This window comes from Spartobacteria bacterium UBA695 (assembly GCA_002298145.1).
Classification (GTDB): Bacteria; Verrucomicrobiota; Verrucomicrobiia; order Chthoniobacterales; family Chthoniobacteraceae; genus UBA695.
On sequence record DBMP01000027.1, the window covers coordinates 1 to 12,822 of the forward strand.

15 protein-coding genes are annotated in these 12,822 nt (G+C 60.6%); all 15 read left to right on the plus strand.

Annotated features, from left to right (window positions below):
* Positions 1–59: 59 nt before the first annotated feature.
* Positions 60–683: a uracil-DNA glycosylase family protein gene (locus B2828_RS15500; RefSeq protein ID WP_479634755.1), complete on the plus strand. Its 624-nt coding sequence runs from the start codon at positions 60–62 to the stop codon at positions 681–683.
* Between the two features lie 87 nt (positions 684–770).
* A complete protein-coding gene (gene purH, locus B2828_RS15505; protein ID WP_479634679.1) occupies positions 771–2,297 on the plus strand; it encodes a bifunctional phosphoribosylaminoimidazolecarboxamide formyltransferase/IMP cyclohydrolase in 1,527 nt (508 codons plus the stop codon).
* Positions 2,298–2,365: 68 nt separating this feature from the next.
* Entirely contained in the window at positions 2,366–3,106 is a 741-nt protein-coding gene (locus B2828_RS15510) for a pyridoxine 5'-phosphate synthase (protein ID WP_479634680.1), read from the plus strand.
* 6 nt (positions 3,107–3,112) lie between these two features.
* Positions 3,113–3,742: an NUDIX hydrolase gene (locus B2828_RS15515; RefSeq protein WP_479634681.1), complete on the plus strand. Its 630-nt coding sequence runs from the start codon at positions 3,113–3,115 to the stop codon at positions 3,740–3,742.
* 12 nt (positions 3,743–3,754) lie between these two features.
* Positions 3,755–4,165, plus strand: coding sequence for a holo-ACP synthase (gene acpS, locus B2828_RS15520; protein WP_479634682.1), 411 nt, complete (start codon positions 3,755–3,757; stop codon positions 4,163–4,165).
* Between the two features lie 3 nt (positions 4,166–4,168).
* The gene (gene corA, locus B2828_RS15525; protein ID WP_479634683.1) at positions 4,169–5,215 is read left to right on the plus strand and encodes a magnesium/cobalt transporter CorA; all 1,047 of its coding nucleotides are present in this window, start codon (positions 4,169–4,171) and stop codon (positions 5,213–5,215) included.
* On the plus strand, positions 5,215–6,063 hold the full coding sequence (locus B2828_RS15530) for an MnmC family methyltransferase (protein WP_479634684.1): 849 nt from the start codon (positions 5,215–5,217) through the stop codon (positions 6,061–6,063). The genes corA and B2828_RS15530 overlap by 1 nt, the downstream gene beginning before the upstream one ends.
* Before the next feature lie 117 nt (positions 6,064–6,180).
* Complete coding sequence (locus B2828_RS15535; protein ID WP_479634685.1) at positions 6,181–7,554, plus strand: MBOAT family O-acyltransferase; 1,374 nt, start codon at positions 6,181–6,183, stop codon at positions 7,552–7,554.
* A 2-nt stretch (positions 7,555–7,556) separates the two neighbouring features.
* The gene (locus B2828_RS15540) at positions 7,557–8,747 is read left to right on the plus strand and encodes an alginate O-acetyltransferase AlgX-related protein (protein ID WP_479634686.1); all 1,191 of its coding nucleotides are present in this window, start codon (positions 7,557–7,559) and stop codon (positions 8,745–8,747) included.
* A gap of 79 nt (positions 8,748–8,826) precedes the next feature.
* On the plus strand, positions 8,827–9,123 hold the full coding sequence (locus tag B2828_RS15545; RefSeq protein ID WP_479634687.1) for a DUF1844 domain-containing protein: 297 nt from the start codon (positions 8,827–8,829) through the stop codon (positions 9,121–9,123).
* A gap of 70 nt (positions 9,124–9,193) precedes the next feature.
* Positions 9,194–10,012, plus strand: coding sequence for a 3-deoxy-8-phosphooctulonate synthase (kdsA, locus tag B2828_RS15550; protein ID WP_479634688.1), 819 nt, complete (start codon positions 9,194–9,196; stop codon positions 10,010–10,012).
* Complete coding sequence (gene lptC, locus B2828_RS15555; protein ID WP_479634689.1) at positions 9,996–10,598, plus strand: LPS export ABC transporter periplasmic protein LptC; 603 nt, start codon at positions 9,996–9,998, stop codon at positions 10,596–10,598. Before kdsA ends, lptC begins: the two co-directional genes overlap by 17 nt.
* Positions 10,595–11,317, plus strand: coding sequence for an LptA/OstA family protein (locus B2828_RS15560; RefSeq protein WP_479634690.1), 723 nt, complete (start codon positions 10,595–10,597; stop codon positions 11,315–11,317). The genes lptC and B2828_RS15560 overlap by 4 nt, the downstream gene beginning before the upstream one ends.
* Positions 11,314–12,090, plus strand: coding sequence for an LPS export ABC transporter ATP-binding protein (gene lptB, locus B2828_RS15565; RefSeq protein WP_479634691.1), 777 nt, complete (start codon positions 11,314–11,316; stop codon positions 12,088–12,090). The genes B2828_RS15560 and lptB overlap by 4 nt, the downstream gene beginning before the upstream one ends.
* 54 nt (positions 12,091–12,144) lie before the next feature.
* Entirely contained in the window at positions 12,145–12,723 is a 579-nt protein-coding gene (gene hpf / locus B2828_RS15570) for a ribosome hibernation-promoting factor, HPF/YfiA family (protein ID WP_479634692.1), read from the plus strand.
* Positions 12,724–12,822 lie beyond the last annotated feature (99 nt).

Below are 12,822 nucleotides of genomic sequence, written 5' to 3' on the forward strand. Positions count from 1 at the left end.
GACCGAGGGCCTTTTTTTTGCTCCCATACCCTCTGAATTTTTTTCGCTCTTTTCTTGCCGTGAAACCTTCCGAAGCTCTCAAAAAACACGTTGCTGCGGTTCACGCCTGCGACCGTTGTCCCGCCATGCATAAACCGGTGGTTTCGGGGCCAGCGGTACAAAGTAAAGTGTTGCTCGTTGGGCAAGCTCCGGGGGTTAAGGAACCGATCTTGGGGCGCCCGTTTGCGTGGACGGCCGGGAAGACGATGTTTCGCTGGTTTTCCGAGCAATGCGGCGTGGACGAAGCGACCTTCCGGGAGCGGGTCTATATGGCGGCCGTTTGCCGGTGTTTTCCGGGCAAAAGTGCCCATGGCGGTGGCGATCGCGTTCCGTCGCCTGCTGAAATCAAAGAATGTTCGGCTTGGCTGGAGGCGGAATTGCAACTTTTGAAGCCGCAGTTGGTTATCCCCGTGGGGAAGTTGGCGATTGCACAGTTTCTGGAACCAGCTCCACTGGTTGAAATGATTGGGCAAAGTTTTCGTGCCGAACGGGCGGGCGTCCACTTCGATTTGGTTCCGCTTCCGCACCCGAGTGGCGCGTCGCCGTGGCATCGCACCGAGCCGGGGAAGACTCTTCTGGGCCATGCGCTTGGGAAAATCGCCCGCCATGCAGCATGGAAAGAGAGTGTTCTGCGCAAGGGATGATCCCGAGCGGGCAAAAGTGCTCGATTGCCTGAGCCTTGCTTCCGAATTGACCCGGCACAAAGGGCCGTTTAGGCTCTCAGGTCTTCCATGAAGATAAAGCGCGCACTTATTTCCGTTTCGGACAAAACCGGGCTGGCTGATTTTGCCCGTGAGCTCACCCAATTTGGGGTGGAGATCATTTCGACTGGCGGCACCGCCAAACTCCTGCAACGCGAGGGGATCGCTTGCACGGAAATTTCCGACTACACCGGGTTCCCCGAAATGCTCGACGGGCGGGTCAAGACCCTTCACCCTAAGGTCCACGGCGGCCTGCTTTTCCTGCGCGATAACGAATCGCACATCGCGCAGGTCAAAGAGCACGGCATCGAGCCGATCGACCTCGTGGTGGTCAATTTGTATCCCTTCGAAGCCACCGTGGCCAAGGAGGGCGTAACGCTGGAGGAAGCCATTGAGCAGATCGATATCGGCGGCCCGTCGATGCTCCGGAGCGCCTCCAAAAATTACCGTTCCGTGACGGTCATCGTCGATCCTGTCGACTATAAAGACGTGATCGATTCGATGCGCGACAACGAGGGCGAAACCACGCTCAAGCTTCGCGAGCGCCTCGCCATCAAAGTGTTTGTCACTACGTCCAAATATGACGGCGCTATTGCGAACTATCTGAACAAAGAGCAGGAGACCGCCTGCTCTTTTTCCATTTCGCTGCCTTGTGCCGCGCGCCTTCGTTACGGCGAGAACCCGCACCAGCAGGCGGCGCTTTATGGTAATTTCGACGACTATTTCCAGAAACTCCACGGCAAGGAGCTTTCCTACAATAACATTCTGGATATTACCGCGGCCTCGCAGTTGATCGAGGAATTTTCCGAGCCGACGGTTGCCATATTGAAGCATACCAACCCGTGCGGCGTCGGGGCTGATCCCGACCTGCGCGCCGCCTGGGACAAGGCGTTCGCCACGGATAAGCAGGCTCCCTTTGGGGGGATTATTATCTGCAACCGTCCGCTGACCGAGCCGTTGGCCCGGGCGATTAGCGAAATTTTCTCCGAGGTCATTATCGCGCCCGAATTCGAGCCGGATGCCCGCGCGCTGCTGCAAAAGAAAAAGAATCTGCGCCTGATGAAGAAGCTTGCGAGCGTTTCCGACGGCTCGAACCTCGACATCCGCTCCGTGGCGGGAGGCCTGCTCGTTCAGGACAAGGATCGCGCGGATTTGAAGGACATCGAAAATAAAGTTGTGTCCAAACGCCCGCCGACGGCCGATGAAATGAAGGCCATGGCGTTCGGGTGGAAGATCGTCAAGCACGTTAAGTCCAATGCCATTGTCTACGTCGGCAAGGACCGCACGCTGGGCATCGGCGCGGGGCAGATGAGCCGCGTGGACGCTTCGCGTATCGCCATTTGGAAGGCGAAGGACGCGGGGCTTTCTCTCGCGGGTAGCGTGGTGGCCAGCGACGCCTTTTTCCCGTTCCCAGATGGACTTATTGCTGCTGCGGAAGCGGGCGCGACTGCCGCGATTCAGCCGGGTGGATCGGTCCGTGATGATGCCGTGCTGGCTGCCGCCGATGAGCGGAAGATGGCGATGGTCTTTACGGGCGTGCGCCATTTCCGGCACTAGCTAAACCTATCGATCTCACGCAAGGGCGCGGAAGCGTCTTTGCGTGGGGACAAACCACTTCGATCTTTATGAATACCCTTAGGCTGGGAGTGAACATTGATCACATCGCCACGCTGCGCCAGGCGCGTTACCCTGGGATGCTCGATTCGCCGAACTGCGAGCCGGATCTCGTCGCAGCCGCCGCGATTTGCGAACGGGCTGGAGCGGTGGGAATTACCACGCACCTGCGCGCCGACCGCCGCCACATTCAGGACGCCGACGTTTATCGTCTGCGCGAGAGCCTCCAAACCAAGCTCAACCTGGAAATGGGCAATACGCCGGAGATTGTTGAAATCGCCTTGCGCGTGAAACCAGCGGATGTCTGCCTTGTGCCGGAAAATCGGCGCGAAGTGACGACCGAGGGTGGGCTTGATGCAGCCGGGCAGCTTGATGCGCTGACGCCGACGGTCGCACGGTTGAACGACGCGGGAATTCACGTCAGCTTGTTTGTGGAGCCCGATCCGAAACAGATCGACGCCGCTGTTCAGCTGAAGGCGCATTCCGTGGAACTGCACACCGGGGCGTTTGCGAACACCCAAGGCGAAGCTCACCTGGCTGAGCTCAAGCGCATCCGTGAAGCCGCTGTCTATGCCCACGGGCTGGGGCTTCAGGTCAACGCCGGGCACGGTATTAATTATGTGAACATCGCGGAGATCCGCGAGGTGGCGCACTTAAGCGAATTGAACATCGGCCACACGATTGTTTCCCGCGCGGTTTTCGTTGGGCTGGAGACGGCGGTACGGGAACTCATCGCGGCGATGAAGGGCTAAAGAGCCATGGCCGCGACCCCTCAATGGCTCCGGTGGGCCAAGACGCTCCAGGCTGTGGCCCAAAACGGGCTGACGTTTGCGAAAGATCCGTTTGACGTGGAGCGTTATGAGCAGGTTCGCCAGGTGGCGGCGGAGATGCTTTCGGCTGGTTCGGGCGTGGAGCCGGAGAGGATTCTTTCGCTGCTTGAAAAGGAGGTCGGTTACTGCACGCCGAAGGTGGATACCCGCGCGGCCGTGTTTAATGAGGCGGGTGAGATGCTGTTTGTGCAGGAACGCTCGGACGGGCTCTGGAGCCTGCCGGGGGGATGGGCCGATCCGAACCAGTCGGCGGCGGAATGCGTCGCGCGCGAGGTGCGGGAGGAATCCGGTTTCGATGTGCGCGTGACAAAGCTCGCCGCGGTGTTCGACCGGAGCAAGCATCCGCATGAACCGCCGTTTGCGAGCCACGTCTACAAAATCTTTTTCCTTTGCGAGATCACCGGGGGCAAGGCCTCGGCAACGCTCGAAACGGAACAGTGCGGATTTTTCGCCGAGGATGCGATTCCTCCGCTCTCGTTGAGCAGAATTACGCCCGGGCAGGTGGCCCGGCTTTTCGAATACCACCGCAACCCGGCTCTGGCAGCCGATTTTGATTAAACCCCGCACCCCATGGCTCCTCTGGTTGAAATCCTAGGCACCGGCATCGACCTCGTGGAAAACGCGCGCATTGCTGCGTCGATTGAAAAATTCGGCGACCGTTTTTTGCGCCGGATTTTCACCGAGGACGAAATTGCCTACTGCGCGGCTTATCCCAACCCGGTGCCGCATTACGCGGCGCGCTTCGCGGCCAAGGAGGCGGTCTCGAAGGCGTTCGGGACGGGGATCGGCAAGGCGCTTGGGTGGAAGGAAATCGAGGTCTGGCGCAATGGGGCCGGGGCTCCGTTTGTGCGGCTGCATGCGGGGGGCCTCGAACTGGCCAATCAGCGCGGGGTGACGCAAATCCACGTGAGCCTGACCCACACCGACGCTTATGCGGCCGCTAATGCGCTGCTCGTGGGAGGCGGGCGGAATTCTTCGTAAGCCATGTTTGCTAATCGTTACCATCCGCCCGGCACCGCGCCGGGGACGTTGACCGCGGGAACGAAAACAAATCCGGTATTCACGCTGATTCAGTATGATGCGACGTCATACGATGAGCGGCGCGTGGAGGGCGTGGAGGATTTTTTTGATGTTCGCGGGAGCGGAAAGGTGAACTGGATTGATCTCGACGGCCTGGGCGACCTCGTGGCGCTGCAAAAGCTGGCGGATCGCTTCGCGTTGCATCCGCTGGCGCTGGAGGACGTGCTGCACGCGCCGCAGCGGCCGAAGATCGAGGAATACCAGGACTATTTTTTCATCGTCGCGCAGGTTCCTGTACGGGATGGCGCGCACCGGATTGGATTCGAGCAGGCTAGCCTTTTTTTGGGATCGGATTTCCTGATCACAATCCAGGAGAATCCGAAGACCGATATTTTTTCCGAAGTCCGTTCGCGGCTTCGTACAGGGCGCGGGTTTGGGCGAACGCGCGGGCACGATTACTTGGCCTACGCGATTCTCGATTCCATTGTGGACCAGTATTTCCCGATCCTCGAAGCGCTCGGCGAGACGATCGAAAACCTCGAAGATGAACTGCTCGCCCGGCCTCGGCACGAGAGCCTGGTGCGGATGCATGAGGTGAAGCGGGTGTTATTGAATATTCGGAGAAATATCTGGCCGATGCGCGATTTGTTCAATTCGCTTATTCGCGATGAGTCGGGCCTGATCACTCATGATACGACGCTCTTTTTGCGCGATTGTTACGACCACACGGTGCGCTTGATGGACGTGGTGGAAAGCTATCGCGACCTCATGGCGAGCATGATGGATATTTATCTATCAAGCATCGAAATGCGCACCAATGAGGTGATGCGGGTGCTTACGGTGGTCAGCACAACGTTTATTCCGCTGACGCTTGTGAGCGGAATTTACGGGATGAATTTCGAGGCGATTCCGGGGGCGAAGTCGCCCTACGGGTTTTGGGTTTGCATGGGGGGAATGCTCTTTATGGCGCTGTCGATGTTGGCGATTTTCCGGAAACGCAAATGGATTTAGTGGATAAAACTGAAGGTGCGAGCGGCGGATTCGAACTGGTGCGGCTAAAAAACGGGGAGCCGAGTGTGCGGTGCCTCACGCACCATGAGACGATGCATGTTGGCACGGGGCCGGTGACGGAGGCAGCGGCGCTGCACGTGTGCCAGCAGCGGATCGTGGAGCGGGCCCGGGCGCGCACGGGCGGGCCTATGGTCATCTGGGATGTGGGCCTGGGGCCTGCCGGGAATGCGATTGCCACGCTGGAGGCGCTGCGCGGGGTTGATGCGGCGGTGGAGCTGCATAGTTTCGAGGTGGCGACCGATGTGCTGGAGTTCGCGCTTTGCCATTCAGGGGAGCTGGGCTACATGGCGGGCTGGGAAGAGGCGTTGAGGGGGCTTTTGCAAACGGGCGAGGCGCGGCCGTTGCCTAACGTGCGTTGGGTGCTGCATCGGGGGGATTATGCGGTGCGGATGGCCGATGCGCCGCCGCCCGAGGCGATTTATCACGATCCGTATTCGCCTGCGCGCAATCCCGGTATGTGGAGCCTGGAGGTTTTTCGCGCGGCTCGGGAGCGCGTTGGCGAGGGGGTGTGCCTGCTGACGAATTACACGCGCTCGACGGCGGTGCGGGTGACGTTGGCGCTCGCGGGCTGGTATGTCGGCCTGGGCGTGGCAACGGGGGAGAAGGAGCAGACGACGATTGCGGCGTCGCGACCGGGGATGTTGGCGCTGCCGCTCGGGCGCGACTGGCTGCGGCGGGTGCGGGCTTCGACCAATGCCGCGCCGCAGCGGGGGGCTCGGTATGAGCGTGGCCCGGTTTCGGACGCCGATTTTGAAATGCTGACGGCGCTGCCGCAGTTTGCCGGATAACGCAATCAGCGTTGCCCCGATTGGCGAATCGCGCGAAAGCGGAGATAACGGGCGTCCGATTGTACGGATGCGCCCATGGTTTTTTGTTCGCCGGTTTTTTTGTTTCTGTTTTTGCCGATGGTTCTCGCGGTTTATTTCGCGTTGCCATGGGCTTGGCGTAATGGGTTTCTGCTGCTGGCGAGCCTGCTGTTTTATGCGTGGGGCGAGCGGGGCTATACGCTGGTGCTCGTGGGCTCGGTCGCGCTGAACTACGGCTTCGGGCTCGTGCTGGAGGGGCTTCGCGGGAAGCCGGGCGCGAAGGGGGCGCTGGCGGCGGCGGTGGGGGTGAACCTGACGCTGCTCGGCGGGTATAAGTATCTTAATTTCGCCATGGAGGGCTTGAACCCGATGCTAAAGGCGGCGCACTTGGGGAGCATTGCGCTCGGGCCGGTGCATCTGCCGCTGGGGATTTCGTTTTTCACGTTTCACGCGCTTTCGTATCTCGTGGATGTGTATCGCGGGGACTCGCACGCGGAAAGAAATCCGGGGCGTCTGGCGCTTTATGTGACGCTTTTTCCGCAGCTCATCGCGGGGCCGATCCTGCGCTATCATCAGGTGGCGGGGCAGTTTCTGCGGCGGCGAGTGGACCTGGAGTTGGCGCAGTCGGGGCTGCGGCGGTTCCTCATTGGATTTGGGAAAAAGGTCTTGATTGCCAATACGCTGGCCGCGCCCGCCGACAAGATTTTTGGCGCTTCCGCCGGGGCGCTTTCTGCCGGTGCGGCGTGGATGGGTGTGCTCTGTTACGCGTTTCAGATTTACTTCGATTTCTCGGGTTACTCGGATATGGCCATCGGGCTGGGGCGGCTGTTTGGATTTCGGTTTCCGGAGAATTTTGATTACCCGTATCTCTCCCGCTCCATCAAAGAATTTTGGCGGCGCTGGCACATTTCGCTTTCGCTCTGGTTCCGCGATTATGTCTACATCCCGCTGGGCGGCAATCGCGTGGGGGAGGCGCGGCATCGGCTCAATTTGCTGGCGGTCTTTTTCCTGTGCGGCGTGTGGCATGGGGCGGCCTGGTCGTTCATGGTGTGGGGGCTGTGGCACGGGGTGTTCATTTTGCTGGAGGGGCGCTGGCTGGCGCGGCTGCCGGGGGCGGTGGCGCGCCTGTATACGATGACGGTGCTGGCGGGGAGTTGGGTGATTTTTCGCTGTGAGACGCTTTCGCACGCGGGGCGGTATTTTCGCGCGATGGTCGGCAGCCATGGCGTGCCAGAACATTTCGCGGCGATGTACTTGACGCCGGATGTGCGCCTCGCGTTGTTAGCTGCGGTATTTGGTGTGACGCCGTATCCAGCGCGGTTGGCGCGGCGGTTCTGCGCTTGGCCGGAGAACGCGCTGGCTCGCGCGGTGGCGCAATGCGTGCTCAACGCTGCGCTGGTGGCGATGTTCGTGGGGGGGATCGCGTCCATCGCCGCCGGGACCTACAACCCGTTTATTTATTTCCGGTTCTAGCCATGCCTAATCCGACCGTTGAAATAGCCCCAGGGCGCACGATGCGGCACGCGTTGCGCGGGCCGGCGGTGCTGCTCTTGTTGGCGTTTGCCGTGGCCGTGCTGCTGCCGTTGGCGGCCACTGATTTTCGCGGGGGCCAGCGCCTGAGCGCGACGGAAAAGCGTGCGCTGGCCGAGTTCCCAAAATGGAGCTGGGATGCCGGGGCGCTGGATGCTTTTCCCGCGCGCTTCGAGGCGGCGTTCAATGACCGCTTTGGTTTTCGCGCGCCGCTGGTGGCCTGGCAGAGCCGCGTGAAAGTGCGCGCACTGGGCGTCCCCTCCACGCCCGGCGTGGTGCTCGGGCGGGACGGCTGGCTTTACCTGGCCGAGACGGTGAAGGAGGCGCGCGGCGTGGTGAAGACGCCCCCGGCGGAGGCCGAGGCGTGGGCTCGCTATCTCGCGGCCAAGCAGGCTTGGCTGGGCGCGCACGGCATCGCGTACCTTTTTGTCATCGTGCCGAATAAGGAGCGCGTGTACCCGGAGTATTTGCCGGAGAATTTGTGCGCGGTGGGGGGGGCTCGGTTTTCGGATCAGCTCGTGGCGCGGCTCGGGCGCGAACCGGGGCTGGAGTTTCTTGATTTGCGCTCAGTATTACTTAATGCAAAACCGCGCGGGCTCATCTTCGAGCGCACCGATACGCACTGGAGCCAGCTCGGGGCTTTCCTGGCGGCCAATGCGATCCTGGAGCGGCTGCGCGGGCGTTTCCCCGAGCTGCATGCGCCGCCGCTGCCTGACGATCTCGCGGAAGTCACCGGGCCCGGGGGCGATCTCGCGGTGATGCTCGGCCTGCCCGGGGAGCTGACGGAGAGGCGTCAGATTCTTACAGCGTTTCAAACAGCGTTTCATTCCGCGCCAATGCGGCTTGAGGTGGAGTGGCCCACTGGGTCGTACCACGAACTGCCCCGCGCGTTTGAGGCAAATGACGCCGGGTTACAGCATACCTTGCTGCTGGGCGGAAATTCGTTCACCACGGGGCTGCTCGATTTCCTCCCAGCGCATTTCCGGCGGGTCGTGCGCGTGCGGCCCGTCGTGCCCTATCCCGCCTGGTTCCAGGCGCTTACTCCGAGGCTCGTCGAGGCGGAAAAACCGGATGTCGTCCTGGATGTCTTGAGCGAGCGGCATCTGCGAAAAGCGCCGCGCTGGGAGCTGCCGTGAGCCCCCGCCCCCGTGATAAAAAACTTCCGGATAACTTGTCGCTTGATGGGGGTGCCCGCCTCCTCTAAACAATAGGGAAATGGCTGAAGTTCAAACCAACACTGTTTCGGGCGAAATGTCCCTGCGGTTCATCGAGTTCGTCCAGATGCACTCGCAGAATGCCGCGTTTTGCCTAGGAAAAATCCCGAACCCGCAAACCGGTAAACCCTCCGTGAACCTGGGCCTCGCGCGGCTCTTGATTGACCAGCTTGCAGCCATCGCGCACAAGACCAAGGGCAACCTTTCCGAGGACGAGGAGAAAGTTCTCCAGAACGCGCTCTCGAATCTTCAGATCACCTACGTGGAAGTCCAGAAAGCCGCCGCAGCGGCAAAGTAACCGGCCGTCAGCCTTTGAACATTCCGCGTTCATCTGCGAGATTCGCGCGGAGCAATCCCTCTCTATACTCATGGCCGTAAAACCTCTTAAAATCGGAAACCTGACCCTCGGCGGTAAACGCCCCCTCTTCATCCTTGGCCCGTGCGTCATTGAGAGCGAGAAGTTCGTCTGGCGCATGGCCCGCAAGCTCAAGGAGATTTGCGCCGAGGCCGGAGCGCAGTTCGTCTTCAAAGCCTCCTACGATAAGGCCAACCGCACCTCGGTCGATTCCTTCCGGGGCATCCCCGCCCGCGACGGCTGCCAGCTCCTGGCGGCGATCGGGAAGGAACTCGGCGTCCCCGTGACGACCGATATCCACACCCCCGAGCAGGCCGAAATTGCCGCCGAGTACATCGACATCCTCCAGATTCCCGCCTTTCTCTGCCGCCAAACCGACCTCATCCAGGCCGCCGCCGAGACGGGCCGCGTGGTCAACGTCAAGAAGGGGCAGTTCCTCGCGCCGTGGGATATGAAGAACGTCGCCTCCAAGCTCGAACGTTTCGGCTGCAAACGCTTCTTTTTTACGGAACGGGGCGTCACTTTCGGGTATAATAATCTTGTGGCCGACATGCGCTCATTGTATTGGTTACGCGAAAGCGGATACCTGGTCATGTTCGACGCGACTCACTCCGTGCAACGCCCTGGCGGCGCGGGCGACAAAACTGCCGGTGACGGCATTCTGGCCCCCGTTTTGGCAAGGGCGGCAGTAGCAGCCGGGTGCGATGGCGTTTTTATCGAAACGCATGAAAATCCCGCCAAGGCCCTCTCCGATGGGCCTAATCAAATCCCGCTGGCAAAACTGCCCGCTCTGTTGAAGAAGTTGGGAGCAATCCATGAATTGGCGCGTTAACTCGATTCTCCGCTCCCGGCTCCGGACCTGTTGTTGCCTCCTGTTGGCAGGGGGGATCTTGGGTGGGTTTACCGCCGAGGCCAAGAGCAAGAAGAAGACCCCTTCATCCACTCCCACCCCCGCCGAGAGCCCCGCGCCCGTGCAGGCGGAGACCAAAAAGGGCATCGACATCCCCATCCCCATCAACCACAGCGCCCAGGGCGTGTGCGTCCCCATCTGGACCGACGGCAAGCTCCAGATGCGCTACAACATGGAAGTGGCCTTTCGCGTCGACTCGGACCAACTCCGCCTCACGCAGCTCAAGCTCGAAACCTTTGACGACGACGGCCAACCGGAAATGGTCATCGACATGCCCCAGTCGATCCTCAACCTCCAGACCCGCGTCCTGACCAGCACCGACCCCGTAACCATCCGGCGCAAGGACCTGGAGCTGGTCGGCCAGAACATGACGTTTGACACCCAGACGCGGCAGGGAAAATTTGTCGGTCCCGTGCGGGTGCTCATTTACCAACAAGACCAAGAAGACGAACCGCCAAAAGAGGCCCAGCCCGCGGCGTCGCCCAACCCTTCACCCATTTCCGAATGAAATCCATCGCACCGGCCCTTCTGGGCGCTGCTCTCACCCTTTTCTCACCGGCTCTCTTTGCCCAAGGCGACTTTCGCATCGGCCTCGGCGGCGAAACCGGCCTGGAGACGCCCGCCCCTTCCAAACCCGCCTCCGCCAAAAAGCTGAAAGAGGGCTCCGCCCAGTCCGAAAAAAAGGCCACCGAGATCACCTGCGTGGGCGAGACGCTCTTTGACGGCAAGGCCTCCACGGCCGTTTTCATCAAGGACGTCAGAATCGTCGATCCGCAGTTCACCCTGACGGCCGATAAACTGACCGCCTACCTGAAGAAATCTGACAAGAGCCCGGTGCCTGCACTCCCGGGCCCCGCCACCCCCACTCCGGCGGCCACGCCGACCCCCACGCCCAAACCGGCGGGGGCCAAGGGCGACTCTGCCAGCGGCCTCGAACGGGCCGTGGCCGAGGGGCACGTCGTCATCACCCAAGAGCGTACGGACGAAAAGACCGGCGAAGTCACCGTCTACATCGGCCGCGCGGCCAAGGCGGAGTACGACGCCGCCAAGGGGGAAATGACCCTTTCCGGCTGGCCCCAGATCCAGCAGGGCATGAATAACCAGGTCGCCACAGAGGAGGGCACCGTCATGGTCATGGACAAAGATGGGCACTTGCATACCAAGGGTCCCAGCATGACCTTAATCAAGACCGATTCCAAAAACGACCTGAACAAGAAGAACCCGTGAGCACCGCAGCCGAACCTTCCACAGCCCCCGCAACCGCCGCCTCCGAGCACGCCCCGATCCTCCGGACCGACAAGCTGGTCAAGATCTATGGCGGCCGCGCGGTCGTCAACGGGGTGGACATCAACATCAAGGCCGGAGAGATTGTCGGCGTCCTCGGGCCCAACGGCGCGGGCAAGACGACCACCTTCTACATGGTCGTGGGTCTCGTAAGACCCAACGGCGGCCGGGTCATCTTCAAAGACCAGGACGTCACCGGCTACCCGATGCACCGCCGGGCCCGCATGGGCATGGGCTACCTGCCCCAGGAGGAATCCATTTTCCGCAAGCTGACCGTCGAGGAGAACATCATGGCCATCCTCGAAACCACCGAGAAAACCAAAAAGGAACGCCGGGCCCGGTGCGCGGAGCTATTGAACCAGTTCGGCATCGAGCACGTCGCCAAGCAGCTCGCCCTGACCCTTTCCGGTGGTGAAAAGCGCCGCCTCACCATCGCCCGCTCTCTGGTGAGCAACCCAAGTTTATTAATGTTGGACGAACCATTCAGCGGAGTGGACCCCATCGCTGTCTATGATGTGCAGCAGATCATCGTCAACCTGCGCAAAACCGGCCTCGCCATCTTGATTACCGACCACAACGTTCGCGAAACCCTCTCCATCGTCGACCGCGCCTACCTCGTTTCCGAAGGGCGCATCGAGAGCGAGGGGACCAAGGACTTCCTGATCAACGACCCCATCAGCCGCCAGCTCTACCTGGGCGAGCGCTTCTCTATGTAAACCCACGGTCCGTAAACTTTTGTTCCCAATCAACCCAAATAAGGAGGAAAACCAATGCAAGTAGCCAATGTAAACCTGCCCATCAAAGTCACCGGCCGCCATGTAGCCGTGACCGAGTCTCTCAAGGACTACGCCATTAAAAAGGTGGAAGGGCTGCACCTCGACACCCCGCGCATTATCGAAGCGCAGGTGATCCTGGACGTTCAGAAGTATCGGCAAATCGCCGAAGTCATCCTCCATTGCGCCAATCACATCACGATTGAGGCGACGGCGCAATCCAATGACCTTTACGCAGCCATCGACGAAGTGATGGGCAAGATTGCCCAGCAAATGCGCAAATTCAAGACGCGCATTATGCGGCAAAGCCGTCCGAAACACGCGCAAATCAAGACCTTCAACGAGAAGATCATCGAAGTGGCCTCCTCGACCGAGGAACACCCCATCGAGGTCGAGCCGAAGGTCATCGAAACGGAGCAATACCAGGTCAAGCCCATGTTCGTGGACGAGGCCATTCTCCAACTCGAAGTTTCGGACCGCGAATTCCTGGTTTTCACCAACGCCAAGACCGAGAAAGTCAACGTTCTCCATCGCCGCAAGGAAGGCGGATTCGGCCTGATTGAGCCGATCGTCTAAAACCGGCGATAGCTGACCGCTTCCCCCGGCACCCGCGAGAAGGTTTTTTCTTTCTTGCGGGTGCCATTTTTTTTGGAGGCGCCCGTACGAATAAAATGC